General features: G+C 55.7%; 25 protein-coding genes and 2 tRNA genes. 16 read left to right on the top strand and 11 right to left on the bottom strand.

Annotated features, from left to right (window positions below):
• Positions 1-154 precede the first annotated feature (154 nt).
• A complete protein-coding gene (locus tag ERD84_RS07415) occupies positions 155-583 on the top strand; it encodes a DUF1841 family protein (protein ID WP_130039010.1) in 429 nt (142 codons plus the stop codon).
• A gap of 102 nt (positions 584-685) precedes the next feature.
• Here ERD84_RS07415 and ERD84_RS07410 read toward each other — a convergent pair whose 3' ends face one another.
• Entirely contained in the window at positions 686-1,048 is a 363-nt protein-coding gene (locus ERD84_RS07410; RefSeq protein ID WP_130039009.1) for a c-type cytochrome, read from the bottom strand.
• 12 nt (positions 1,049-1,060) lie between these two features.
• The gene (locus tag ERD84_RS07405; RefSeq protein WP_167667359.1) at positions 1,061-1,414 is read right to left on the bottom strand and encodes a c-type cytochrome; all 354 of its coding nucleotides are present in this window, start codon (positions 1,412-1,414) and stop codon (positions 1,061-1,063) included.
• Between the two features lie 140 nt (positions 1,415-1,554).
• Here ERD84_RS07405 and ERD84_RS07400 point away from each other — a divergent pair, with 140 nt between their 5' ends.
• Genes ERD84_RS07400 through ERD84_RS07390 form a run of 3 tightly spaced genes read left to right on the top strand, consistent with a single transcriptional unit; the run spans position 1,555 to position 6,422 of the window.
• A complete protein-coding gene (locus ERD84_RS07400; RefSeq protein ID WP_130039984.1) occupies positions 1,555-2,427 on the top strand; it encodes an AAA family ATPase in 873 nt (290 codons plus the stop codon).
• A 31-nt stretch (positions 2,428-2,458) separates the two neighbouring features.
• Positions 2,459-3,631: a vWA domain-containing protein gene (locus ERD84_RS07395; RefSeq protein ID WP_130039983.1), complete on the top strand. Its 1,173-nt coding sequence runs from the start codon at positions 2,459-2,461 to the stop codon at positions 3,629-3,631.
• A 16-nt stretch (positions 3,632-3,647) separates the two neighbouring features.
• Complete coding sequence (locus ERD84_RS07390) at positions 3,648-6,422, top strand: M16 family metallopeptidase (protein WP_130039008.1); 2,775 nt, start codon at positions 3,648-3,650, stop codon at positions 6,420-6,422.
• 58 nt (positions 6,423-6,480) lie between these two features.
• On the opposite strand, the gene dnaJ is transcribed toward ERD84_RS07390, so the two are convergent.
• The 5 genes from dnaJ to hrcA all read right to left on the bottom strand — a co-directional run bounded on the left by dnaJ (position 6,481) and on the right by hrcA (position 12,635).
• Positions 6,481-7,605 carry a molecular chaperone DnaJ gene (dnaJ, locus tag ERD84_RS07385; protein ID WP_130039007.1) on the bottom strand — a complete coding sequence of 375 codons (1,125 nt, stop codon included), beginning with the start codon at positions 7,603-7,605 and terminating at the stop codon, positions 6,481-6,483.
• 105 nt (positions 7,606-7,710) lie between these two features.
• Positions 7,711-9,627: a molecular chaperone DnaK gene (gene dnaK / locus ERD84_RS07380; protein WP_130039006.1), complete on the bottom strand. Its 1,917-nt coding sequence runs from the start codon at positions 9,625-9,627 to the stop codon at positions 7,711-7,713.
• A 171-nt stretch (positions 9,628-9,798) separates the two neighbouring features.
• Entirely contained in the window at positions 9,799-10,413 is a 615-nt protein-coding gene (gene grpE / locus ERD84_RS07375; RefSeq protein WP_130039005.1) for a nucleotide exchange factor GrpE, read from the bottom strand.
• Between the two features lie 119 nt (positions 10,414-10,532).
• Positions 10,533-11,594 (bottom strand): ferrochelatase, encoded by a 1,062-nt coding sequence (hemH, locus tag ERD84_RS07370; RefSeq protein ID WP_130039004.1) that lies wholly within the window; start codon positions 11,592-11,594, stop codon positions 10,533-10,535.
• Positions 11,595-11,627: 33 nt separating this feature from the next.
• On the bottom strand, positions 11,628-12,635 hold the full coding sequence (hrcA, locus tag ERD84_RS07365; RefSeq protein ID WP_130039003.1) for a heat-inducible transcriptional repressor HrcA: 1,008 nt from the start codon (positions 12,633-12,635) through the stop codon (positions 11,628-11,630).
• A gap of 115 nt (positions 12,636-12,750) precedes the next feature.
• On the opposite strand from hrcA, the gene ERD84_RS07360 reads away from it, so the two are divergent.
• Positions 12,751-13,650, top strand: a complete 900-nt coding sequence (locus ERD84_RS07360; RefSeq protein WP_130039002.1) for an NAD kinase — start codon at positions 12,751-12,753, stop codon at positions 13,648-13,650.
• A 4-nt stretch (positions 13,651-13,654) separates the two neighbouring features.
• Positions 13,655-15,310: a DNA repair protein RecN gene (gene recN / locus ERD84_RS07355; RefSeq protein ID WP_130039001.1), complete on the top strand. Its 1,656-nt coding sequence runs from the start codon at positions 13,655-13,657 to the stop codon at positions 15,308-15,310.
• A 102-nt stretch (positions 15,311-15,412) separates the two neighbouring features.
• Here the strand turns inward: recN and fur are convergent, their stop codons facing one another.
• Positions 15,413-15,835, bottom strand: a complete 423-nt coding sequence (fur, locus tag ERD84_RS07350) for a ferric iron uptake transcriptional regulator (protein ID WP_130039000.1) — start codon at positions 15,833-15,835, stop codon at positions 15,413-15,415.
• 177 nt (positions 15,836-16,012) lie between these two features.
• On the opposite strand from fur, the gene ERD84_RS07345 reads away from it, so the two are divergent.
• Positions 16,013-16,543 carry an outer membrane protein assembly factor BamE gene (locus ERD84_RS07345; RefSeq protein WP_130038999.1) on the top strand — a complete coding sequence of 177 codons (531 nt, stop codon included), beginning with the start codon at positions 16,013-16,015 and terminating at the stop codon, positions 16,541-16,543.
• Positions 16,544-16,552: 9 nt separating this feature from the next.
• Positions 16,553-17,344 carry a 4-hydroxy-tetrahydrodipicolinate reductase gene (gene dapB / locus ERD84_RS07340; RefSeq protein WP_130038998.1) on the top strand — a complete coding sequence of 264 codons (792 nt, stop codon included), beginning with the start codon at positions 16,553-16,555 and terminating at the stop codon, positions 17,342-17,344.
• 67 nt (positions 17,345-17,411) lie between these two features.
• Here dapB and murB read toward each other — a convergent pair whose 3' ends face one another.
• Positions 17,412-18,443, bottom strand: coding sequence for a UDP-N-acetylmuramate dehydrogenase (murB, locus tag ERD84_RS07335; protein ID WP_130038997.1), 1,032 nt, complete (start codon positions 18,441-18,443; stop codon positions 17,412-17,414).
• A gap of 150 nt (positions 18,444-18,593) precedes the next feature.
• Between murB and ERD84_RS07330 the strand changes: the two genes are divergently transcribed.
• From ERD84_RS07330 to ygiD, 5 genes are all read left to right on the top strand, one after another.
• Positions 18,594-18,669: transfer RNA gene (locus ERD84_RS07330), tRNA-Gly, on the top strand.
• A 250-nt stretch (positions 18,670-18,919) separates the two neighbouring features.
• Positions 18,920-19,765, top strand: a complete 846-nt coding sequence (locus ERD84_RS07325) for an isocitrate lyase/PEP mutase family protein (RefSeq protein ID WP_130038996.1) — start codon at positions 18,920-18,922, stop codon at positions 19,763-19,765.
• A gap of 100 nt (positions 19,766-19,865) precedes the next feature.
• Positions 19,866-19,941 (top strand) — tRNA-Gly (locus ERD84_RS07320).
• An 84-nt stretch (positions 19,942-20,025) separates the two neighbouring features.
• Positions 20,026-20,646: a hypothetical protein gene (locus ERD84_RS07315; protein WP_130038995.1), complete on the top strand. Its 621-nt coding sequence runs from the start codon at positions 20,026-20,028 to the stop codon at positions 20,644-20,646.
• 69 nt (positions 20,647-20,715) lie between these two features.
• Complete coding sequence (gene ygiD, locus ERD84_RS07310; protein ID WP_130038994.1) at positions 20,716-21,567, top strand: 4,5-DOPA-extradiol-dioxygenase; 852 nt, start codon at positions 20,716-20,718, stop codon at positions 21,565-21,567.
• Positions 21,568-21,569: 2 nt separating this feature from the next.
• On the opposite strand, the gene ERD84_RS07305 is transcribed toward ygiD, so the two are convergent.
• A complete protein-coding gene (locus tag ERD84_RS07305; RefSeq protein WP_130038993.1) occupies positions 21,570-22,259 on the bottom strand; it encodes a DUF3313 domain-containing protein in 690 nt (229 codons plus the stop codon).
• A gap of 260 nt (positions 22,260-22,519) precedes the next feature.
• On the opposite strand from ERD84_RS07305, the gene ERD84_RS07300 reads away from it, so the two are divergent.
• Complete coding sequence (locus tag ERD84_RS07300) at positions 22,520-23,179, top strand: peptidoglycan DD-metalloendopeptidase family protein (protein WP_245150641.1); 660 nt, start codon at positions 22,520-22,522, stop codon at positions 23,177-23,179.
• Between the two features lie 11 nt (positions 23,180-23,190).
• Here the strand turns inward: ERD84_RS07300 and ERD84_RS07295 are convergent, their stop codons facing one another.
• Positions 23,191-24,033 carry a class II aldolase/adducin family protein gene (locus ERD84_RS07295; RefSeq protein WP_130038991.1) on the bottom strand — a complete coding sequence of 281 codons (843 nt, stop codon included), beginning with the start codon at positions 24,031-24,033 and terminating at the stop codon, positions 23,191-23,193.
• A 106-nt stretch (positions 24,034-24,139) separates the two neighbouring features.
• Between ERD84_RS07295 and ERD84_RS07290 the strand changes: the two genes are divergently transcribed.
• Positions 24,140-25,045 carry a LysR substrate-binding domain-containing protein gene (locus ERD84_RS07290; RefSeq protein WP_130038990.1) on the top strand — a complete coding sequence of 302 codons (906 nt, stop codon included), beginning with the start codon at positions 24,140-24,142 and terminating at the stop codon, positions 25,043-25,045.
• A 239-nt stretch (positions 25,046-25,284) separates the two neighbouring features.
• Entirely contained in the window at positions 25,285-26,364 is a 1,080-nt protein-coding gene (locus ERD84_RS07285) for an ABC transporter ATP-binding protein (RefSeq protein ID WP_130038989.1), read from the top strand.
• Positions 26,365-26,442: the final 78 nt, after the last annotated feature.

Here is a 26,442-nt window from a genome sequence, read left to right as displayed (position 1 = left end):
AGTAGTTTAGCCTAAATTTGATCATGCTGATACGATTGCCTGCGATCCGTCTGCCTGAAACCACGCGCCGCGACGGGTAAAATAGTCATTTTACCGGCAAGCGCATCAAAATCGGTGCCCCCGACCACACCTCATTGTCAGCACAGGATATTTTATGTTCAACCCCTCGCGGGAGCAGGTTCGACAGTTTTTTACTGAAGCATGGCACAAGCATAAAGCTGCCAAGGTTCTGACGCCGCTGGAAACCATGGCGGTCGACCTGATCGAACTGCACCCAGAATATCATGCCGACCTGGAGCGCCCCGACGCAGCAGACGCCGACTTTTCCGTCGAACAAGGCAAAACCAATCCCTTCCTGCATTTATCCATGCACCTGGCCATCAACGAACAACTGTCCATTGATCAGCCACCGGGCATCAAAGCGGCATTCCAGAGGCTGTTGACCACGCGCGACGCCCACGACGCTGCTCATGTCATTATGGAAGCACTGGGTGAAACGGTATGGGAATCCCAGCGCCTGGGCACACCACTGGATACAGAAAAATATCTGGATCTTATCCGTCGGCACGCCACGCGCGCATAAAGTCCGAGCTCACAATCCTGAAGCGCTGTAGCCGGGATTCAGCAACCCATAAAAAAACTCCCTGGACACATGTGTGTCCAGGGAGTTTTTTGCCGAGGCATATTACTTGCGCACAGCCAAAGGCGATGGCAGGCTGGCGAGCCATGCCGAAATGTTTTCGATGTCGGTCGGCGACAGTTGGGCCACCATGGCACCCATGATGGCATTTTTGCGTACGTTGGCGGTTGCGGGCGCATTGGCTGCACCGCGCTTGTATGCCTTGAGCGCATGCTTAAGGTAGTCTTGATGCTGCCCTGCCAGAATTGGGTAAGCGGGCAGTGTAGGTGTTTTACCGTCAGCACCGTGGCAAGTTGCACAGGTGAATTTTTCGAATGCTGCTTTGCCAGCAGCCAGATCGGCAGCCATTGCACCCGAGCTCAACGCAAAGAGGGCGGAGCCTGCCACGGCAAGTATCAATTTTTTCATTCGGGCCCCCGATTATTTAAGACTGGAGTAATAAGCTGCCAAATCAGCCATATCTTGTTCTGTAAGGCTTTGCGCAATGGCTTCCATGGTTGGGAAGGTGCGCGCACCGCTGGCGTATTCTTTCAGTGCGGCCACGATGTATTCGGCGTTTTGCCCGGCAATCATCGGGACGTGGTAGACCTCGGGGTAGCTGGACTTGTAGCCAGGGATACCGTGACAGCCGATACACATGGAAGTTTTAGCCAGTGCAGCCTTGGCGTCACCCACGGGAGCGGCATCAGCAGCAAGTGCTTGGCCCGCAATTGCACAGGAAGCCGTAACGGCCAGCGCAGACAAGGTGCGCGTCAGGTAAGTTCGCAACTTCATAATAGCTCTTATTTGGCGGTGAATAGAGGTTGATCTACATCAACAGACTAACGAAAAACTGAGATTGTACGATAATTGTGATGACCTACACACGATTACTGTGGCAAACACGCTTTACCATACACCACCCGGAGCACCCGATGACGTCTGCGGCACCCAATTTTTCTTCTGAACGTTTTACCGGCACCGAACGCTATGTTGCCACCGACGACCTGAAACTGGCGGTCAATGCAGCACTGGCTCTTGAGCGCCCTCTTTTGATCAAAGGTGAACCCGGCACAGGCAAAACCATGCTGGCCGAAGAGGTCGCTGCCGCCCTCAATCGACCCTTGCTGCAGTGGCATATCAAGTCCACCACCAAGGCCCACCAGGGGCTGTACGAGTACGACGCGGTTTCACGGCTGCGCGACTCTCAGCTTGGCGATGAAAAGGTCCGTGATATCGGCAACTACATCGTCAAGGGTGTGTTGTGGCAAGCATTCCAGGCCGACGAGCCTACCGTCGTCCTGATCGACGAAATCGACAAGGCCGACATCGAATTCCCCAACGATTTGCTGCGCGAACTCGACAGAATGGAGTTTCATGTCTACGAGACACGCCAAATGGTCAAGGCCAAGCATCGGCCGCTGATCATCATCACATCCAACAACGAAAAAGACCTCCCCGACGCCTTCCTGCGACGCTGCTTTTTCCACTACATCAACTTCCCCGACCCTGCCACCATGAAAGACATCGTGGCAGTGCACTACCCGGACATCCGGGCCGATGTGCTGCGCGCGGCGCTCGACACTTTTTTTGCCCTGCGGGATGCACCTGGGCTCAAGAAAAAACCGTCGACCTCCGAATTTCTCGACTGGCTGCGCCTGCTGACCAACGAAGCCGTGTCAGCCGACGATATCAACAACACTCAAGGAGACTTGCCCCTGATGGCCGGTGCGTTGCTGAAGAATGAACAAGACCTCACCCTGTTACAGCGTCTGGCGGCCATGACACGTGCCGGCCAGCGTCGCTGATACCGCACAGATTGCTCATTGCAAAGCCGCCATGCTGACTGATTTTTTTTACCATTTGCGGGCCCGCAAACTGCCTGTATCCGTGCAGGAATACCTGACCTTGCTGCAGGTACTCCAGGCGCGCATCATGCCGCCTACTGTCGACGATTTTTATCATTTGGCGCGCATGACTCTGGTTAAGGACGAAACCCTTTTCGATCGTTACGACCAAGCCTTCGGCGAGTTCTACCGTACCCTGGAAGCCGCCCTGCCCGAAAGCAAAGAAATTCCGCTGGATTGGCTGATCAAGGAATTCCAGAAAAACCTTACCCCTGAAGAAAAAGCGGCCATCGAGAAACACGGCTGGGACAAACTGATGGAACTCTTCAAGGAGCGCCTTGAAGAGCAGCAAAAGCGCCACGCGGGCGGGAACAAATGGATAGGCACCGGAGGTTCATCACCCTTCGGCCATGGCGGCTATCATCCCGAAGGCATACGCTTGGGCGGGCCCTCAGCCGGCAACCGCACGGCCATCAAAGTATGGGAAAAGCGCGAATACAAAGATTACGATGACCAGCAGGAACTGGGCACGCGCAACTTCAAGATGGCTTTGCGCCGCCTGCGCCGCTTTGCCCGCGAAGGTGCTGAAATGGAGCTGGATCTGGACCACACCATCAGTAGCACCGCCCGCAATGCGGGATTTCTTGATCTGCAGATGGTACCCGAGCGGCACAACACCGTGAAAGTGTTGATGTTGCTCGATGTCGGTGGCAGCATGGACGACCACATTGCACGTGTCGAAGAGCTTTTTTCCGCCGCACGCAGTGAGTTCCGGCATCTGGAGGTGTACTACTTCCATAATTGCCCTTACGAGTCACTTTGGCGCAATAATCAGCGCCGCCATGCCGAACGCTTCGACACCTGGGATGTACTGCGCAAGTACAACGATGACTGGCGCCTGATCATCGTCGGAGACGCTACCATGAGCCCTTACGAAATCCTGCAACCGGGTGGCTCGGTCGAGCACTACAACAAAGAAACCGGCGCCGCATGGCTGCAGCGCTTGCTCGAGAACTGGCCCAAGGCCGTCTGGCTAAACCCCGAGCCTGCCGCCTACTGGAAGTACCGGCAATCCATTGCTGTTATCCAGAACATCATGCACGATCGCATGTATAGCGTGACGGTCAGTGGACTGGAACAAGCCATGCGAATGCTCTCTAAATAAGGGAAAAAAAATATATATGTTGTCCTATCTGCGCTCGTTTCCCCTCGTATTGCTTGCAAGCATTCTGCTGCTGGCACCTTCGATCGGCCAGACCAAGCAAGACGTTGCCACTCGTTTGCCCGCCGGCGTGGTACAGCACAGCGCCGTGGAAGGCGTCACTGAGTACTCCCTGCCGAATGGCCTGCGTGTGTTGCTGGCCCCAGATGCTTCCAAACCGACCACGACCGTCAATATGACCTATCTGGTGGGCGCCCGCCACGAAAACTACGGACAAACCGGCATGGCGCACCTGCTGGAACACCTGCTGTTCCGGGGCACCCCAAGCATGCGTAACGCCTTGGCAGAGTTTTCCAAGCGAGGTCTTGCCGCCAATGGCTCCACCACCAGCGATCGCACCAACTACTATGCAAGCTTCGCAGCCAACCCCGAAACCCTGGACTGGTATCTGCGCTGGCAGGCGGATGCCATGGTCAACTCACTGATCGCGCGAGAAGACCTGGATGCCGAAATGACGGTCGTGCGCAATGAAATGGAGCGTGGCGAAAACAGCCCATTTCAGGTGCTCATGCAACAAATGCAGGCGGCGGCCTTCCGCTGGCATAATTACGGCCACAGCACCATAGGTGCGCGATCCGACGTTGAAAACGTTGATATTGCCCAATTACGCGCTTTCTACCACCAGTACTATCAACCCGACAACGCCGTATTGATTGTCTCGGGCCTGTTCGATCCCCTCGATACCCTGCAGACCATTGCAGACGCTTTCGGCGTTATTGAGCGCCCAACACGCGTGCTGCCGCCCGAATACACCGTAGAACCCATCCAGGACGGCGAGCGTCTAGTCACCGTAAGACGGCACGGAGGTAGCCCACTGATCGCTGCCATGTTCCATGCTCCGGCAGCAGGCCATCCCGACTTCACTGCGCTGGATATTGGCGTATCAATCCTGGCCGACACGCCTTCCGGGCGCCTGTATAAATCTCTGGTCGGCAATAAGCTCAGTACCGGCGTATTTGGCTTCGCCGCCGGCCTGAACCAGCCAGGCTATGTTTTCTTTGGCGCTGAGCTTGAAGAAGGTATGGATCAGGACGAGGCCTTGCAAACGTTGCAGGATACGCTGGGCTCTATAGGCCAGGAGCCCTTCACCAATGAAGAACTGGAGCGCATACGCAATCAGTGGTTGACCGATTGGGCGCAAGTCTATGCCAACCCGGCCAGCCTGGCCTCAGCCCTGTCTGAAAACGTAGCCGATGGTGACTGGCGCTTATTCTTCCTTGAACGTGATCAGGTCGAGCACTTGCAACTTGAAGACGTCCAGCGCGTCACCACTGCCTATTTGATCCCTAGCAATCGCACCAGTGGCCTGTATGTCCCCACAAAAAAACCACTACGCGCCCCGCAAGACGGCCATAGCCAGCTCGAAACGCTACTCAAGGGCTACCAAGGCAAGGGAGCCAGCCAGGTCGTTGAGGCATTCGACCCCAGCCCAGCACATATCAATGAGACAACGCAGCGCACACCACTCACGCTGCCTAACGGCGAGGTCAAGCTCGCCTTGCTGCCCAAGCCCACTCGTGGGAATCGGGTCGAGGCCAAACTGCTGATTCAGTTCGGAGATGCAGAGAGCCTGAAAGGCCAGCGCAGCGTCTCGAGTGCCGTAGCCGATTTGCTGGAACACGGCACGCATGACATGAGCCGTCAGGAAATCCAGGACCAATACAATAAACTGCAAGCCAACGTAGGAATAGGCGGCGGCGCCGGCCTGGTGGTAGCCAGCCTGTCGACCACACAAGACAATTTGCCGGCTCTGGTGGAACTGGTACTTCATGTCATTCGGGATGCCAATTTTCCAAAAGAAGAGTTAAGCCGATACCAGGCCCAAGCCAGTACGGCCATAAAAAACGCCATGTCCGAACCTAGCGCACTTGCCTCGCGCGCATTGGCACGCCACGACAACCCATGGCCGCGTGACGACATACGCTATACGCCCAGTTTCGAAGAAGCCCAACAGGAAGCGGCCGCCCTGACACGCAAGCAGCTGGTGGATTTTCACTCCCGTTTCTACGGCGCGGGTACGATAGGTTTTTCGGCGGTGGGGGCTTTTGATCCTGATGCTGTCAAGGCCGCCCTGACCCGAGGCCTGAAAGGCTGGCAGCAGGCCCCCGCCTATCAACGCATCAGCGACCCTTATCAACCCGTGCCGGCTGAAACGTTCAATATTGACACGCCCGACAAGGCCAACGCCTTCTATCTGTCAACGGCGGTCTTGAAAGCTCAAGACACCGACCCCGATTATGCCGCGCTGTATATGGCCAACTATTTGCTGGGTGGGTCGGAAACCTCCCGCCTGTGGGAGCGCATACGTGTCAAGGACGGTCTCTCGTACGATGTAGGCAGCAGCCTCGACATCTCCTCCTACGAACCTTCTGGCGACTGGAGCATCTACGCCATCCACGCCCCCGAAAATACAGAGAAGCTGTTGACGGCTGTCAACGAAGAGCTGCAGCGCGCACTCAAAGAAGGCTTTACCGACGAAGAGGTGCGCGAAGGCGTACAGGCCCTGCTGAATTACCGCAGACTGGCACGCACACGCGATGGCGTATTGGCCTCGGCATGGATTAACTACTTACAGCTGGATCGCAGCTTCGAGTGGTCGGCCCAGATTGACGAGGCCTTATCGAAACTGACTGCCGAACAGGTGAATGCAGCCCTGCGCAAAGCCCTTGACCCCAGCACGTTCAGTACGGCTATTGCGGCTGACCATAGCAAGCAAGGGAAAGCTCAGCAGTAAACCGACAAAACAAAGCGCGAGCCCGTGATGGACTCGCGCTTTGTTGTTATGCGAGCACTTATGAAAAGAAGTTCTTGACCCGGTCAGTCCAGGACTCGCTCTTGGGCGAGTGCTTTTCACCGCCATCAGCCAGCGACGCCTCGAATTGCCGCAGAATAGTCTTTTGCTCGTCGCTCAGACGTACTGGGGTTTCAACAACTACGTGGCAATACAGATCGCCCGGATAGCTGGCCCGCAAGCCTCGTATTCCTTTGCCGCGCAAGCGGAAGGTCTTGCCGGTTTGCGTCCCTTCAGGAATGGTGATTTCACCCTTGCCGGTCAGGGTCGGCACCTGAAGCTCGCCACCCAATGCTGCAGTGGTAAACGGTATGGTGAGCTCGCAATGCAAGTCTTCACCATCGCGCTGGAATATACCGTGCGGCTTCAAGTGGATTTCAACGTATAGGTCACCCGGAGGGCCTCCGTTGACACCGGGCTCACCGTTGCCGGACGAGCGGATACGCATACCGTCGTCGATACCGGCCGGTATCTTGACCTGCAGTGTCTTGTTCTTGCGCGTGCGCCCAACACCATCGCAAGATTTGCAGGGATCGGTAATTTCTTTGCCCGTACCATGACAGGTAGGGCAGGTTTGCTGCACACTGAAGAAACCTTGCTGCATGCGCACCGTACCGGCACCGTCGCAGGTATGGCAGGTCTTGGGCTGTGTACCCGGCTTCGCTCCTGAACCATGACAGACATCGCAGGTTTCCCAGCTCGGCACACGAATTTCCGTATCGAAGCCATTGGCAGCCTGCTCAAGGCTGATTTCGAGCGTGTATTTCAGGTCGGCACCACGGTAAACCTGCGGACCGCCACGACGACCGCCACCACCGCCGCCAAATATCTCACCAAAAATATCACCAAACGCATCGGCAAAGCCGGCACCACCCATGCCGCCGCCCGCACCCGCGTTCGGGTCAACGCCTGCATGCCCAAACCGGTCATATGCACTGCGCTTTTGCTCGTCGGACAGCATCTCGTAGGCCTCTTTGACCTCTTTGAACTTTTCCTCGGCTTCCTTGCTATCGGGATTGCGGTCCGGGTGATATTTCATGGCCAGCTTGCGATAAGCCTTTTTCAGCTCATCGTCCGAAGCATTTTTTGCCACACCCAGTATTTCGTAATAGTCGCGTTTTGCCATATGAATTGCCTGCGTCAGGGACGCTTGCTCTTTTTTCTATGAATAAGAAGGCCCGATTTCCGGCAAAACACCAGAAACCGGGCTCATGTGCACTTTATGCAGCGATTACTGATCGCGCTTGACTTCCTTGAAGTCGGCGTCGACCACGTCATCGTCGGCGGGCTTATCGCCCTCGCCTTGTGCAGCAGCCTGCTGTGCCTGCATATCAGCGTACATCTTCTCGCCCAGTTTCTGGGAAGCCGTCGACAGCGCCTCGACCTTGGCCTCGATGGCGGCTTTGTCGCCGTCCTTCAAGGTTTCTTCGAGATCCTTCAAGGCTGCTTCAATGGCTTCCTTGTCGGCTGCTTCGAGCTTATCGCCATACTCTTCCAAAGACTTGCGTGTGGAGTGCAGTAGCGATTCAGCCTGGTTGCGAGTCAGTGCCAGCTCGGCGATACGGTGATCTTCCTCGGCGTTGACCTCGGCATCCTGCACCATGCGCTCGATCTCTTCGTCGCTCAAGCCAGAATTAGCCTTGATGGTGATCTTGTTTTCCTTGCCCGTGCCCTTGTCTTTTGCCGATACATGCAAAATACCATTGGCATCGATGTCGAAGGTAACTTCGATTTGTGGCGTGCCACGTGTTGCTGGCGGAATGCCCTCAAGGTTGAACTCACCCAGTGCCTTGTTGCCGGCTGCGATCTCACGCTCGCCCTGGAAGACTTTGATGGTCACGGCGGGCTGATTGTCGTCGGCCGTGGAGAACACCTGCGAAAACCGTGTAGGAATCGTGGTGTTCTTTTGAATCATCTTGGTCATGACGCCGCCCAGGGTTTCAATACCCAGGGACAAGGGAGTCACGTCCAGCAGCAGAACATCTTTGCGATCACCGGACAGCACCGAACCCTGAATCGCAGCACCTGCAGCAACCGCTTCGTCGGGGTTGACATCTTTACGAGGATCCTTGCCAAAGAACTCTTTGACTTTTTCCTGCACCTTGGGCATACGCGTCATGCCGCCGACCAGGATCACGTCGTCAATTTCGGAAACCTTGATACCAGCGTCCTTGATGGCGATGCGGCAAGGCTCAATGGTGCGTTCGATCAACTCTTCAACCAGCGCTTCCAGCTTGGCACGCGTGATCTTCAGGCTCAAGTGCTTGGGACCTGAAGCATCTGCGGTGATGTAAGGCAGGTTGATTTCTGTTTGCTGTGTCGAGGAAAGCTCAATCTTGGCTTTTTCAGCCGCTTCCTTCAGGCGTTGTAGCGCCAGCACATCTTTGGACAGGTCAACACCACTTTCCTTCTGGAATTCGCTGATGATGTAATCAATGATGCGTTGATCGAAGTCTTCACCACCCAGGAACGTGTCGCCGTTAGTGGACAATACTTCGAACTGCTTCTCGCCATCGACGTCGGCGATTTCAATGATGGAAACGTCAAAGGTACCACCGCCCAGGTCATAGACTACGATCTTGCGATCGCCCTTCTCGGTTTTGTCCATGCCAAAGGCCAGTGCTGCCGCCGTAGGCTCGTTGATGATACGCTTGACGTCAAGACCCGCAATGCGACCGGCGTCTTTGGTGGCCTGGCGCTGGCTGTCGTTGAAATAGGCGGGGACGGTAATCACGGCCTCGGTGACTTCTTCACCCAGGTAGTCTTCCGCTGTTTTCTTCATTTTGCGCAGCACGTCGGCCGACACTTGGGGAGGGGCTAGCTTCTTGCCCTGGGCCTCGACCCACGCGTCACCGTTATCGGCCTTGACGATGTTGTAGGGCATCAGGTCGATGTCTTTTTGCACGGCTTTCTCGTCAAACTTGCGACCAATCAGCCGCTTGACTGCATAAAGCGTGTTTTGAGGATTGGTGACGGCCTGGCGCTTGGCTGGCGCACCGACCAAAATTTCGCCATCTTGCATATAAGCGACGATAGAAGGCGTTGTGCGTGTACCTTCAGAATTCTCAATGATTTTGACGCTGCTGCCGTCCAATACAGCCACACAGCTGTTGGTCGTACCCAGGTCAATACCGATAATCTTGCCCATGATCTTATAACCCTGCTAAAAATTTTGAATTTGTGAAAACTGCTTGATGGTTCTTAAGTGGGGCTTGCACCTGTAATTTCAAGCCTTGCTACAAAAATTTTGTATTTTTCGCGCATTAACTAGCTTTTTTCATGCAAAACAGGCCAAAAACCCCAACAAGCGTCTGGACGCTTACGCGGCAGGCTGCCCCGAAGACACCATGACCAAAGCTGGGCGCAAGACCCGATCAGCGATGGTGTAGCCCTTTTGCAGCAGCTGGACGATTGTTCCTTCTGGCAGCTCGGATGGCACCGAAGAAATGGCCTGATGCAGGTGCGGATCGAATTTGTCGCCCTGGTTCGGCGCCACGTCTTTCAATTGGTTGCGCTCAAATGCGGTGTTGATCTGACGCAAAGTCACCTCTACGCCTTCCTTCCAGGCTTCAGCCGTTTGATCGGTGAGCGCCAGAGCAGCCTCCAGGCTGTCTTTGACAGGAATCAGGCTCTCGGCAAACGACTCGGTACCAAACTTGCGTGCTTTGGCCACGTCGTCCTGGGCGCGGCGACGAATGTTTTCGACTTCTGCCTTGGCCCGCAACAATTCATCGTGATACTGAGCCACTTTTTCCTGTGTTTCGGACAATAGCGTGGCCCATTCCTCGTCGGTACGGGCCTCAATGCCCTGTGCTGCAGACTGTTCTTCGCTGCTGTCGGTAGCGCTTTGCTCTGCGTTGACCTCCATCTGTTCGGAGGTATCAACTGCTGGGTCCTGCTGCTTGGGATCCTGAGGTTCTTGGGATGCCGGCATAAAAAATCTCCACTTCTGATCTGAATTGTCCAATTTCATGCAAATGGGGGCAATTGCCCCCATTTTCAAGACCTGCGCACATCAAGTTCTTGCGCAGCAAAATTTTGTCCGGGCTGAGTTTACACCCATCCCCCCAGCGACTTGCGGATCAGGGCGGCAAACCCCGCTGCCCAGACCGGGTCATCGTTCAGGCACGGAAGATATCGAAACTGCTGCCCTCCTTCTGCCAGGAAGGCATCGCGACATTGCATTTGAATTTCTTCCAGGGTTTCCAGGCAGTCTGCCAGAAAGCCCGGACACATGACATCAACCTGCGTAATGCCATCGCGCGCCCACTGCCGCAATGTCGGTTCCGTATAAGGTTCCAGCCACCGCTCGGCACCAAAACGGCTTTGGAATGAAACATGGATCAGTTGTCCGTCCTGACCCAGCTCCTGCCTGAGCAGCTTGGCGGTGTCCATACAATCGCGATAATAGGGGTCACCCTGCTCTACGGTTCTGCGCGGCAAACCATGAAAACTGAGCAATAGCCGCTGTGGCTTACCGTGCTGATCCCAAAATTCGCGCACTTGCCGGGCCAGGGCCTGTATATAGGCCGGATCATCCTGAAAGCGCTTGATGAATCGCAGTTCAGGCTGGTCGCGCAACCGGGCCGCATAAGCAGCCACGTGATCAACGGCGGTGGCCGTCGTGCTGGCGGCATACTGCGGGTACATGGGCACAGTCAGGATACGCTGGCAGCCAGACGCCCTGAGCTCATCAATCGCTGCTGCTATCGACGGATTGCCATAGCGCATTCCCAGTGCCACCCGTGCATCCAGCCCCTGGTCCTGGAGATGTTTCTGTACACCCTGCGCCTGGAGCCGGCTCCAGACCAAGAGGGGCGACCCGCCGTCAAGCCAGATTTCCTGGTAGCGCGGTGCCAATGCAGCGGGACGGCGAGTCAGGATGAACACCCGCAAAATGACCTGCCAGATCCATTGGGGAATTTCAATGACACGCGGATCGGACAGGAACTCACCCAGATACCTGCGTATGGAGCTCGCGGTGGGCGCGTCAGGCGTACCAAGATTGACAAGCAGTATGCCCACTGGACCAGGAAGTCGAGGCGGCGGCTCCTGGTTGAACGCATGTGGATCAACAGGCTCCGGCAAATAAGATGATGCAAAAAACTTGGGCATGAATGAGAGAAATCCGATAACAGCCGCCAGCCCCTAAGACTGATTGTGGCTCAAGGCATTGGACAGGAGGCGCGCGGTGATATCAACAATAGGAATGACCCGCTCGTATGCCATGCGTGAAGGCCCGATGACCCCCAACGTGCCGACTATCGTGCCGTCCACGCCGTAAGGGGCGGTAATCACGGAAACATCGTCCATGGGTACCAACTGGGAATCACCACCGATATAAATTTGCACGCCCTGCGCACGGCTGGACACGTCCAATAGCTGTAAAAGATCGGTTTTCTTTTCAAACAAGGCAAACATGCGCCGCAACCTATCCATATCGGAAGCGATTTCGGAAATATCGAGCAGCTTGCTTTCGCCGGAAATGACCAGGGATTCGTCGGTGTCGGCTGCTGCTGTACCCGCCTCGACAGCCGCCTGCATCAAGCGTGAAATATCGGCCTGCAAGGATGAAAGTTCGTCGGCTATGGTTATTTTGACCTGCTCGAACGACATGCCGGCAAAATGCTGGTTAAAGAAATTGCTGGCCTCGATCAGCTCCTGCTCGAGATAATCGCGCGCCACAAACAGGATACGATTCTGTACATCGCCATCAGGAGTGACGATGATCAGCAGTACCCTTTTTTCAGACAGGCGGATGAATTCGATTTGCCGAAATACCTGAGCCCGCTTGGGCGCCAGCACCACCCCCGCGAATTGAGACAAATTGGACAACAGGGTTGCGGCCGCCGTAACAGCCCGACCCGGTTCGGCCGCTGGCAGCGTCTGCCTGATTTGACTGGGCAAGGAGTGAAAGCGCTGCACCGCCAGCAGGCGGTCTGCAAACAAGCGATAGCCTTTGGGCGTGGGTATGCGTCCCGCCGAGGTGTGAGGACTGTGAATCAGGCCCAGGTCTTCGAGATCGGCCATGACGTTACGTATGGTCGCGGGCGACAGATCGAACATCTTGGAGAGCGTACGGGAACCTACCGGTTGTCCATCCGCAATGTATTTTTCTATGAGCGCTTTCAAAAGCGCATTGGCTCGATCATCCATGACGCTATTCTAAAGAATGTAGCTGACACAGGTTGTTATACCTACAGCCATTCGGTTCCAGTAACAATATAATCAATGAGTCTGTATTATTCCATCAATCAACAAGGTTGGGCCCATGCACTTCAAAACCATCGCTATCATAGGCCGGTACCAGGATACCGGCCTTGACGCGCCCTTGCGCAAGCTTGCCGGCATGTTGCAAGCCGAAGGCTGTAAAGTGCTATTGGAAGCCGACACGGCCCGCAATACCGACATTACCGAACACACCATCGCCTCCTATGACGAAATCGGCCAACAGGCTGACCTGGCTATCGTCATGGGGGGCGACGGCACCATGCTGGGCGCTGCCCGCCAACTGGCCTACAGCAACATTGCCCTCATCGGCATCAACCATGGCCGTCTCGGTTTCATCACCGACATTCCACTGCATAGCGCCACCGATGCCTTGAACAGCGTCATTCATGGCAATTACAACGCCGAAGAACGCGTACTGCTCGAAGGTCGTATCGTCCGCAACGACGAAACCCTGTATTCCGGCCTGGCCCTCAACGATGTGGTGCTCAACCGCGCCGGCCGCGGCGGCATGATCGAGGTTCGCGTCGAGTTCGACGGCGCGTTCATGTACAGCCAACGGGCCGACGGCCTTATCGTCGCCACCCCTACGGGTTCCACGGCCTATTCACTTTCAGCCAACGGGCCTATCGTCCACCCCAAGCTGGCTGCCTTTTTACTGGTACCAGTTGCCCCTCAAACCTTGTCCAACCGTCCCATTGTCCTGCCCGATAGCGGTACGCTCAGCCTGACCATCACCGCCCTCGGACGAGTCGAATCGGGCGCCAGCGTCCACTTCGACATGCAGACCTGGTCCGAATGCCAGCCAGGCGATCGCATCGACGTCCGCCGTGCGCAGCATACCGTCCGGTTCATACACCCTACCGGCTACAGCTTTTTCTCAACGCTACGCCAAAAGCTTTCCTGGAACCACATGCCTCAAGTCTCGGACGAGACCGAATAAACCTATGCTGCGATCCCTGCATATACGCGACTTCGTCATTGTCGATCAGGCAGAAATACCCTTCGCACCCGGTTTCACCGTGTTCTCCGGCGAGACCGGGGCGGGTAAATCCATACTTATCGACGCTCTATCGCTTGCGTTGGGGGCCCGGGGCGACGCCTCGGCCATTCGCGACGGCGCACCACGCGCTGATATTTCCGCGGTCTTCGAGCCTCCCGCCAGTCTGCAAACGTGGCTGCAAGAGCACGAATTCACCAGCGACGACGACCTCATCCTGCGCCGGGTCATCGATGCGCAGGGCCGCAGCCGATCGTTCATCAACGGGCTGCCGGTCACGCTGAGCCAATTGCGCGAACTGGGCGAGCAACTGGTCGACATCCATGGCCAGCATGCCCATCAAAGCTTGCTCAAGGCGGCCAATCAGCGAGAGCTGCTCGATACCCAGGGTGGGCACCTGCCGCTGGCCCGCCAGGTGCAACAAGCGTGGCAACAGTGGCAGCAAGCCGAAAAAAGCCTGGCTACCGCGCTGGCCAATGACGCCACACTGCAGGCTGAACGCGAACAGCTCGAGTGGCAGGTAACCGAACTCGAACAACTGGGGCTGCAGGAAAACGAATGGGAAACGCTCAGCAACAACCACAACCGGCTGGCCCATGCTCAGGCCCTGCTTGATGGCGCTACACAAACATTGGCCGCTCTCGATAACGACAACGGGCAAGGTTCGGCCATGCAGGCCCTGAATGCCGCAGCCCACGCCATCAGCCAGCAACTGCGTCACGATAGCCATTTACAAAGTATTTACGATGCCATCGAATCAGCCCGCATATCAACCGTTGAAGCCGTTTCCGACCTGAACAGCTACCTGGACAAACTCGAACTCGAGCCCGAAAAACTGGCTCATGCTGAGCAACGCTTGTCCACCCTCTTCGAGGCGGCACGCAAGTTCAAAACCGAACCTCACGACCTGCCTGCCCTGTTCCAGGGCCTTGTACAGCAACTGCACAACAGCCAGGCAGCTGCCGATACCGATGCACTCACACAACAGCGCGATGCTGCAGCCGCACAGTATCAAAGCCAGGCAGAGCTATTAAGCAAGGCACGGCATAAAACCAGCAAAAAGCTTTCGCAGCAGGTCACCGCCGCCATGCAAGACCTGGCCATGCAGGGCGGCAGTTTCAAGGTTAATTTATCAAACTGTCCACCCGGTGCAGGTGGCAATGAAGCCATAGAGTTCCTGGTGGCCGGACATGCCGGGACCAGTCCCAAGCCTCTGGCCAAAGTAGCCTCCGGCGGCGAACTGGCGCGTATCTCATTGGCCTTGTCGGTCATTGCCAGCCAGGCCGCTCGGGTGCCCACACTGATTTTCGACGAAGTCGATACCGGCGTGGGCGGTGCCGTCGCCGAGGTCGTGGGCAAGCTCCTACGCGAACTCGGAGACCGCCACCAAGTGCTATGCGTGACCCACCTGCCACAAGTTGCTGCACGTGGCGCGCATCATTATGAAGTCAAAAAATCAAGCACCCGCAGCGGCACGCTGTCCCAAATCGAGGCCCTGAACGACGAAGAACGCGTACACGAAATCGCTCGCATGCTGGGTGGCCTGAAAATTACCGACACAACCCGCCGCCATGCTCGCGAAATGCTGGCGGGCGCCGGTTAGGCACAATTCAGTATTCAGGCATCTGAGAGCCGCATACCACTCATTAATAAAGAAAAGCCGGCTTTAGCCGGCTTTTCTTGCTGCTGTGTATTGCTTGCTTATTTATTGCTTTTTTTGCGAGCAGTTCGGGCAAATGCCATACAACAGCATTGTATGGCTTTCGAGTACAAAGCCTTTGTCTTTGGCAACCTTATGCTGGCGTTTTTCAATTTCGTGGTCAGTGAACTCGACTACCGTGCCGCAATTAGTGCAAATAAGGTGATCGTGATGATCGCCGTCGTTAAGTTCAAAAACAGCCTTGCCACCATCAAACTGGCTTCGTACCAAAATGCCCGCCTGTTCAAACTGGGTCAGTACGCGGTAAACCGTGGCCAGGCCTATGTCGACATCCTCGGCCACAAGCGTACGGTAGACGTCTTCGGCACTTTGATGGCGTAGATCGGCTCGTCGAAAAATATCAAGGATTTTCAGACGCGGGAAGGTCGCCTTTAAACCCATGTTCTTCAATTCAGTTTGGTCATTCATAGCTAAAATGTCTCTGGCAGAAATGGTAAGGTGGTTCGGGTGTATGCGGGGCTCGCAATACGCTCGACGCTGACTAACGCTATTATGCGTTTATTATCCAAGCTTTATGATAACGGTTTTATCCTAGATGAATAACAGGGGCGCTTCGTGCTGACGACTGCAAAACCAAGATTTTCCATGCTTCGGGCCGGTTTGACGGCAAGTGTGCTGACTATGGCCTTGACAGCCTGCGGCGGCACTCACTGGGGCTTTCCGTATCGCCCAGACATCCAACAGGGCAACTGGATTACCGCCGAACAAGTTGCGCAACTACAGCAGGGCATGACGCGCGAGCAGGTTCGTTTTATTTTGGGCACCCCAACGCTACAGGATATTTTCCGTACTAATCGCTGGGACTATCCTTACTATAACAAGCCTGGCTACGGCGAGGAAGAAGACCGTCAATTCACTGTCTGGTTCGAAGGTGACACGCTTGTGCGCTGGGAAGGCGATGATCAGCCTGACCGGCAGCCTTACGAAAAGACTGACAGCGGAGCTGGCGCCATCGACGCATCGAAAGATGAACCCAATACCCGTGAAGCAAATGCCGAAGCTGAAGCCCTGCCCGCCAGCAGTACGGAGCATCGGGCTATCATCAATAAAAACGAGCCCCAACCCAACCCGGGCATACATATACCGGGCACAAGCTCTACTGAACCACTACGCTAGGGGGAAAAAATGCGTATTGCCATCGCTGGCGCAGACGGCCGTATGGGCCGCATGCTGATCGAAGCCGTGACCCAAAGCCCCGATCTGGAACTCACGGTTGCATTGGACCGCAGCGGATCTGCGGCATTGGGGCAAGATGCCGGCGCCTTTCTTGGGCACAACACAGGCGTGCTGATCAGCGACAACCTTAATGCACTTGCCGACGCCGATTGTCTGATCGACTTCACTCGACCCGAGGGCACACTGGCACACCTGCAAGCATGCATCAAACATGGCACCAAGTGCGTCATCGGCACCACAGGCTTCGACGAGCAAGGCAAGCAGGCCATACAGGCCGCCAGCCAGAAAATTGCAGTGGTGTTCGCTCCCAACATGAGCGTCGGGGTCAATGCTACCCTTAAGCTCCTAGACATAGCGGCCAAGCTGCTGAACAGCGGCTACGACGTCGAAGTCTTCGAGGCGCACCACCGAAACAAAGTCGACGCTCCCTCCGGTACAGCACTAGCCATGGGAGAAGCTGTGGCCAACGCCTGGGGTAAAAAGCTGGACGACATCGCCGACTGGGCTCGCCACGGAGAAACAGGCGCCCGGGAAACCGGCAACATCGGATTTTCAGTCGTACGCGGGGGCGATATTGTGGGCGACCACACTGTCTACTTCTGCGGCACAGGTGAACGCATAGAAATCACACACCGGTCCAGCAGTCGTGCCACATACGCCCAAGGCAGCCTGCGCGCCGCCCGCTATCTGGCCCGCAAGGAATTCGGCCTGTTCGACATGCAGGACGTACTGGCAACCTGAACACCAACCTGAGCAGTTCACCATATCGGTGGACTGCTCACAATCCACCACATTCCTGGACTATGGCTCAGCCCACCTGAACGGGCTCCTGCTCGAGATCCACGCCAAAACGCGCTGCAATATCCGTCTTGATGGCACTGGCTAGTGCGACGATGTCGTCCGCTGTGGCGCCCCCATCGTTGACCAACACCAAAGCCTGGCGGTCATGCACACCAGCCGCCCCCACACGCCTGCCCTTCCAGCCAGCTTGTTCGATCAGCCAGCCAGCTGCGAGTTTGTACGCTCCGTCAGGCTGCGGATAAGCCACCAGGCCAGGGTGCGCTTTCTTGAGTGCCTCGTATGCCCTAGCGATAATCACAGGATTTTTGAAAAAACTGCCTGCGTTACCTTGCACCGCCGGATCAGGCAGCTTGCTTTGCCTGATCTGGCCTACGGCGTCGAAAATCTGTCGCGCCGTGGCATCTGCGCCCGCCGCCTGCAGCACAGGATGACGCTGAAGATCCGGGTAACTCAGCACCGGCGTCCACCGCTTGGGCAAACAAAAGCGCACGGCCACAATCAGCCAACGCCCTTGCCCCGCCTGCTTGAAAAAACTGTTGCGGTATGAAAAGCCGCACTCTTTCGCACCCATCTCGACCAAGCGCTGCTCACGCATATTCCACGCCAACAAGCTATGGAAGCGCTGATCCAGCTCAACCCCGTACGCACCGATGTTCTGGACCGGCGCAGCACCTACCGTGCCAGGAATCAAGGCCAGATTCTCCAGCCCATTCCACCCCTGATCGATGCAGTGCTCGACAAAGCCATGCCACTGTTCGCCGGCCTGAGCCTCGACCACCCACTCATCGTCTGTTTCGCTCAGCAGCCGCACCCCCACGTTGTCCATCTTGATGACCAGGCAATCAAGCTCAGAGGCCAGCACAACATTGCTGCCGCCCCCCAATATAAAGACGTCACGATACGCATCAGCCAGATCGGACAGTGCGCGCAGCTGTTCCGCAGACTCGCAACGCACAAAAGACCGTGCGCGCGAGCGCAAGCCCAGCGTGTTAAAGGAAGTCAGATCCTGATCGACCACATGCAGCAAAAGCAGCTCCATTGAAGATAAAATACCCGGCAGTATGCCGATGAAAAAGCATAAGCATACCTCTGGCTGTCGCGAGAATACTCAAACTGGAATAGTCTCATGGACGAAGAAGGGGACGGCTTGACACTCAGGCGGAATTTTATGCTAATATCTTGGTCTTTCGCGGGAATAGCTCAGTTGGTAGAGCGCAACCTTGCCAAGGTTGAGGTCGCGAGTTCGAGACTCGTTTCCCGCTCCAGGTTTCTAAAAAAGCCCAGACTTCGGTCTGGGCTTTTTCGCGTATCTCTAACTTATTCATCATCGTGCTCACACTCATTTCGAGTTGCTTTGGCAATCCGCCTGAACTTATGTCGATACTTTCTTAAGAACCGCATAAACTCGGCAAGCTGATCGTCGTCCATGAGGCACTATTCTGACGTACGATTATGGTCTATCTATTGCCTGTTTTAACCTAAAAAAAGGGACACCCCAGGTTCCAGGAGACACGCATGACTCAACCCCCTACTACCGCGTCAAAACGAGACTCCTTTTTCCAGCTGCACGCGGCTGGCTGTTTTGTGATGCCCAACCCATGGAGCATCGGAACCGCCAGGTGCCTGGAAGACCTGGGTTTCCAGGCTATTGCTTCCACCAGCTCCGGCCACGCTCACGCCAACGGCCTGCCTGATGGAGCTCAAAGCCTGGAATCAGTACTGGCGCACCTGAAGGAGCTGGCCGCTGCCGTCAATATTCCACTCAATGCCGACTTTGAAAATGGCTTTTCTGAAGACCTCGAAGGCATGCAGGAGAATATCGTACGCTGCGTAGCCACAGGCGTGGCAGGCCTGTCTATAGAAGACACGGCACAAGAAGGCGCTTCCGGCCTTTATGATTTCGAGCGTGCTGTCACTCGCATCAAGGCAGCACGTGCCGCCATTGATCACACCGGCCATCGTGTGCTGCTTACAGCCAGAACCGAAGGCTTCGTGCGGGGCGCTCCCGACATCAACGAAACCGTGCGACGCATCAAGGCCTATGCAGATGCCGGAGCCGACTGCCTGTATGCCCCAGGCATTACAACAAAGGAAGATATCAACGCTGTGCTGCAGGCAGCAGGTGGCGTGGCCGTCAACTTCCTGAATGCAGTTCCACTGGGCTATACCGTCGACGACCTGGCACGCCTGGGTGTACGGCGTATCAGCGTTGGCGGCTCCTTGTCGCGTGTTGCCATGGATGCTTTTTTACATGCCGCGCAAGACATAGCCCAGGAAGGCAGTTTCGAAGGCTTCGCCCATATCACCACCAATGCCGACTTGAATCAGCGCTTTCAAAGACATGTTGATGGGGCTACCTGACTACCGCGCAGTGATTGCAGACAAGCAAAAAACACGAGCAAAAAAATCTGCTACAATGCTGCTCTTCTCTGGTTCTACAGCTTTTACGGCCAGACGTTTTGCGGGAGTAGCTCAGTTGGTAGAGCGCAACCTTGCCAAGGTTGAGGTCGCGAGTTCGAGACTCGTCTCCCGCTCCAGATTCTACAAAAGGCCCAGGCTTCGGTTTGGGCCTTTTGTTTTGCGCATCGGTTTTTCGGTTGGTCTATGTAGGAATACGAGCAATGGATATTGCGTTAATCCTGTTGATGGTCATCGCGGCATGGCAGGTGCTGCGCGTGCGCTACCAGCGCGCGCATATTGCATTGCTGGGGCAGTATTTAGCCAATCTGCAGCTCGAGCGCCACATGGAAACGCTGACACAAGGCTATACCCGCGCCATCCACGAAAAGGAAGAAGCCCGCCAAAATCAGGTACTGGAAACCTTTGCCCAGACCGAACACGCAGCTGCGGCAAATATACAGTCACTGGCCGGCGCCATGCAGAAAGAAAACATACAGGCCGCCAGCCTGTGTACGCTTCCATTCTGCTTGCCTTATGCCGAACATTTTTTGCCTGCGCTGACACGGGATTTTCGTGCACTGCTGCGTATTCATGCAGCTGGCCTGCGCTACGTGGTGGACAATGAAAGCCAATTGACCGCCAAAGATCGTGCCTATCACCTCTCGGCAGAGTTGTATCTGTTCCAGCATAGCTGTCACTGGTTTTGCAAATCCCGTGCTGTCGCCGATGCTCGGCTGACACTTCGGCATAAAGTCCAGCATCAACAAGTGCTGGACTCAGTGTCTGCTGTAACTCGATCGGCTTATCTGCACTGGATGCAGGATACCAACTCTCGAAGCTAAGCAAAGAAAGCGCGTACGCACTTCGAAACTGCGTTATCGTAAGCGCATCCGCCACAGAAGGAATGCCACATGCGCAAGATGCCAGCCCTCTTCATCGGGCACGGAAGCCCCATGAATACCCTGGAACAGAACGGCTACACCGAAGCATGGCAAGCGTTCGGGCGGCATCTCCCCCGCCCCAAGGCCTTGCTGGTGGTTTCCGCTCATTGGTATTTTGGCGCCACGGCAATCACTGCCATGGCCAAGCCCAGAACCATCCATGACTTTTATGGCTTTCCACAAGCCTTGTTCGACTTCCAATACCCTGCACCTGGTGATGCCGATCTAGCCAGCGAAATCGTCGAGCTGGTCAAACCTCAGTGGCTGGGTCTGGATGTCGACCAATGGGGCATTGACCATGGCACCTGGTCGGTGCTGGCACATATGTATCCCGAGGCGGACATTCCCGTCCTGCAGCTCTCCATCAATGCGCTAAGGCCTCTTGATTACCACCTTGACCTTGCCACGAGGCTGGCACCGCTACGGGAGCAAGGGGTAATGATCATCGCCAGCGGCAACGTGGTGCACAACCTCCAGAAACTGCAATGGCGACAGCAGGAACTTGCATACGACTGGGCCGAACGATTCGATGATGCCGTGGTGGATCAGTTGATGCAAGCGCCCGGCGATGTCCTGCGTATGCTTGATCATCCCGACTATGGCCTTGCCGCGCCGACGCCCGATCATTTCATACCGCTGCTTTATCTGACAGGGCTTGCGGCAGCCGACAACAGCAAGCCGGAACCTCTGCTCCGGGGCCACACCATGGGTGCTATCTCGATGACCTGCTTCGGACTCGATGCGGAAATGGAGCTGCGCAAGACCTCATCTTGCGCAGCAAAATTGCCGGAAGGCGTACCGCCAGACCAAACGAATATATAAGCTTACTTTGCTTTGATGTATTTCTGGACCTGATTGGCCGCAGCCGTGGTCCATGCGTCAATCAGGGGCTGCAGGCTGGACAGCTGGACGCCACCCTTGCCCTGAGATGCACTGACAACGCGCTCACCTGTGCCACCGCGCACCGAGGCATACAAAAGTTCGCCTGACTTACTGTCAGTGACCTGCGACTCGATGGCAATAGTGGCATCGTTCGGCAAGCCGCCTTGCGCCACCGCCTTGGCGCCAGTCACGGCCAAGGCGACAGGTATGAACTGATAGGCCTTTAAGGACCGTGTTTCACTCCCAACGGCTGTAATCGCCAGACGCACGTGGGCTACTCCCGGGCCGGCCTGATCAACCAGCCTGATTTTTTGCCCCAGCTTCTTGCGCAGCGATTGATCCAGTGCTTTACGGACCTGCGTCAATGTTTCGTTTGAAACGCCGTCTGTGGGCTGCGGCTTGGGGTAATACACGACCGGATCGAGTTTTACGGCCGTGTAGCGATCGGGGGTAAAGGCCGGATTCACATAGACCAGACGGGCTCCGCCTCCGGGTATGGACTCTTGCTGCAAGCGTGAGTAATCGGGTAGGAATCCGGACTCTTCCGGTATGGATGTTGTGGCGCAACCTGCTACAAGTGCCACCGAAGAGAGAGTCAGAAAAATATTCCGTAGACGACTTTTATTGCTCATTGCCTGCTCCTGTCATGTTTGTGTGTTTTGTGTAAAAAGAGAAACCAAACGTCCTGAGCAGCCCCATCCTTTCCTCTGAACAAGGCTGACAGCACTGATTAGTGTACTAGCATGGTGTAGTATGGTTTCTCTATTTATATTGAATGCCCCGCCAAGCTCTTGGGCCATGAACCAAGAATAGCGGGGATTGTTGATCGATGCTGATATCCACGCTCCCTGCCTGGCCGGGCTCTTTTGAATGCAAAACCAGACTCGCCTCCTTGTCTACAGCCTGGTGCCGACTTATTGCCGTTTTGGCCATAACGGCTTTACTGGCCGCTTGCGGATCCACGCCACCCGTAGGCGTCGGTGAGTATCGTGTCGTACGGGGCGACACCCTGACGAAAATCGCACAAAAGCACGGTCAGAGCGTCAGCTCCCTCAAGCGTCTGAATAAGCTGAAAGACGTTGACCATATTCGTGTCGGTCAGATTTTAAAAGTGCGGGGAGGAACCGCCCAAGGTGCTTATGCCGCCCCACCCCCGGTCACTGGCCCATCGATTGCCGCTCCGCGATCAATAAACCTCATCTGGCCGGCGGAAGGCCGATCACACCGGGGAACCTCGGCGTCCAATAGCCAGGCTGTCTATATTGCCGGGGTGGCAGGAACACCAATCAAGGCGGCAGCAAGTGGCAAGGTCGTATATGCCGGCAATGGCTTGCGTGGCTATGGCAACATGCTGATCGTCAATCACGACTCAAACTTTCTAAGCGTTTATGCCCATAACAAAGACCTGCTGGTCAAGGAAGGCGAGCAGGTCAGGCAGGGTCAAACCATTGCCACAATGGGCAACACCGAAAGCAATCGTGTCCAGCTGTATTTTGAACTGCGCTACAACGGCAAGGCAGTTGATGCCATGCGCTACCTGCCTAAAAAATAAAGGCCTCAGGCTCAGTCGAACATATCGGGCTGGGTCTCGAGCAACTGCCCCCAGATTGCCTGGAAGTGCAGCCAGCCTATGTATTCGCTACCTACATGCTCGCGGCTATAGCGGGCGCGCTCGGGCGTAACCATACGTGGCGGAATACCTGTGGCATCGATCATGAGTTGCTGCTGACAGCATCGCTCAAGTGCAATAAACCAGAATGCGGCTGCTTCAATGCTATGGCGGCTTACCGTAAACAAACCGTGGTTTTGATGTATGGCAGCCTTGACACCGGTAAATGCATGGGAAATTTTGTTGCCTGCCTTGACCTCGACGGCAACCTGCCCAGCCTCATCCCCAATGACAACATGGTCCTCGAAGAAAACCGCCGCATCTTGCGTAATTGGCTCGAGTTTCTTGCCCAGCGAAGCAAAGGCTCCACCATAGACGGTATGAGCATGGCACATGGCTATGATGTCGGGGTGAGCCTCGTGCACGGCGGAATGCAGAACAAAGCCGGCACGATTGATGGCATGCTGACCCTCGACCACCTTGCCCGTGTGATCAGCCAGAATCAAATTGGACAACTTGACCTGAGAAAAATGCACGGCCATGGGGTTGGTCCAGTATAACGACGGGTGCTCGGGATCGCGCACGGTCAGATGGCCGGCAAAGCCGTAATCCAGGCCATTCAATGCAAAAGCACGACACGCGGCAACCAAGCGTTCTTTAAGGTGACGCCGCTCGTCAGCGAAGCTGGAGAACTCAGGCACCGTCGGAAAAATGCGATCGGCCTGTTCAGGCTGATAAATGGACACGCGTCCATCAGTGAATTGGATTTCAGAAGTGGGCTCCAGCACGATTTGCATGGTGTCTCCTTGACGCCTGATAGGTAAAACAATGATCCTGCTCATGCTCGCATGCACTCAGCTCATTGACAAACGATGCTTATTCATGGAAAGATGAATTGAACTCATGAATAGCGGAGGCGGCATGCGGCGCATACCCAACTTTGCACTGCTCAAGACTTTTGAAGCCGCCGCACGCCTGGAAAATTTCACGCTGGCTGCCCTGGAACTGCACGTCACCCAGTCGGCGGTCAGTCACCAAGTACGCAAGCTCGAAGAGTATTTTGGCCGGGCACTGTTTATCCGGCAGAATCGACGGGTTCAGCTGACGGCAGAAGGAAAACGGCTGCTGGAAAGCCTGTCTCGGGTATTCGATGCCATGGAAACGGCCTGTGCCGAGGTTGCCCTGGCACCACAGGCACAAGTGCTGGCCCTGCACTGCTCGCCCAGCCTCGCCAGCAAATGGCTGAGCCCGCGTCTGCCAGAGTTCATGCAGGCTCACCCCGACATCATTATTCGCCTGACCTCCGGTGCTGAACCCATAGACCTGACGCGCACCCGTGAACTTGACCTGCTGATTTCGTACGGAGCTGTACGCGAGCGCGCCGGTATTATTTCCATGCCGCTAGGCACCGAGCGCATTGCTCCCATGTGCTCACCCGCACTGATCCATCTTGATGTGGCCATGGCGGACTTGCTGAACCGCCTGACCTTGATCGATTCCCAGCTCAGCCCCGTCACCTGGGCAGACTGGTTTTCCAGCAATGGCCTTGAGCTGCCCAACAGCCCGCGCCCCTCGTATGACCGCGCCTCCCTGGCTATTTCAGCCGCCGTCGATGGTTTGGGCGTCATACTGGAAAGCACCAGGCTGGCCAGACTCGAGCTGGAAAATGGCAAGCTGCTTGAGCTGGGCCAAGACACCTTCCCGCCCTGCTGCAGGGAAATCCACTTTGTTTCATACCGAGCCAACGAAAATCAGGTGCCCAAGATCAAAAAATTCCGTCATTGGCTATTGATGAAATCAGCCGACTGAGTCCGCCAGAGCCTGACGGGACGATGCTTGCCGCCCGTTGCGAAAGCGAGATTTCAAACCCGAAGTCAAACAACACTTGAAGTATTTACTTATGTACTTGTATGATGATAATACTTAAGGAGACAAAGAGGTTGTGTGACAAGCTGGAAGCCAGACATAAAAAACCCTTTCCAGCCTCGCCATCAACAACCCGCACGCATCGAACACCTGAGTACAACAAACGATAAAAGGAACGAAGCATGGCATCAGTGCAGATTCGTGGCGTACAAAAGTATTTTGGTGGTACACAAGTCATTCGGGGCGTCGATATAGACATTAAAGACGGTGAGTTTGCCGTGCTGGTGGGGCCATCGGGCTGCGGCAAATCCACATTGCTGCGCATGCTGGCCGGCCTTGAAGAGATTACCGAAGGAGAAATATCGATTGGCGACACGGTCGTCAACGATATGCCACCCAAAGAACGCGATATCGCCATGGTGTTTCAAAACTATGCGCTGTATCCGCACATGTCGGTCTACGACAACATGGCTTTTTCACTGATGCTCGCCAAGGTCGAAAAATCAGCCGTAAAGGAACGGGTTGATCGCGCTTCCAGCATTCTGGGCCTGACCAACCTGCTGGATCGCTATCCGCGCCAGCTCTCGGGCGGACAGCGTCAACGGGTGGCAATGGGCCGTGCCATTGTGCGTGACCCTCAGGTGTTCCTCTTCGACGAACCTCTATCGAACCTGGATGCCAAGCTGCGTGTACAGATGCGCGCCGAAATCCGCGAACTACACCAACGTTTGCGTACGACATCGGTATACGTCACCCACGACCAGATCGAAGCCATGACCATGGCCGACCAGATTGTCGTCATGCGGGATGGCGTTGTCGAACAACGCGGCCGCCCGCTCGACTTGTATGACCATCCCGTCAATCTTTTCGTAGCTGGTTTCATAGGCTCGCCAGCCATGAATTTCCTGCCAGGCACATTGCGCACCGAAGGCGCCGAACACCAGGTCGAACTTGGTGATGGCACGCTCCTGCCCGTGCCACGAGGCCTCCAGGCCGGCATCGAAGGGCAACGAATCATCTACGGTGTGCGACCTGAACACCTGATCATTCAAACAGGCGTACAGGGTATTAAAACCGAGGTATCAGTGATCGAACCCACCGGAGCCAACACCGAAGTCCACTGCCGTTCCTCCGATGCGGACATTGTTGCTGTTTTCCGCGAACGCCATAACTTTGCACCCGGTGAAACACTGACGCTGGTACCTGATCACAACAATACGCACTTGTTTGATGCGGAAACTGGCCAGACATTGGCAAAGTAATAATTCATACAAGAGTTTCAGTAGCAGGAGGCAGTCAAAACCTATAGAGGCCACGGCACGTGGTCCCTTTTTACCAAA

Origin of the sequence: Pollutimonas harenae (assembly GCF_004153685.1) — a bacterium.
GTDB classification, from domain to species: Bacteria; Pseudomonadota; Gammaproteobacteria; order Burkholderiales; family Burkholderiaceae_B; genus Pusillimonas_C; species Pusillimonas_C harenae.
The sequence above is the reverse complement of the archived record's forward strand: the minus strand, read 5'-3'. Positions and strand labels throughout refer to the sequence as shown.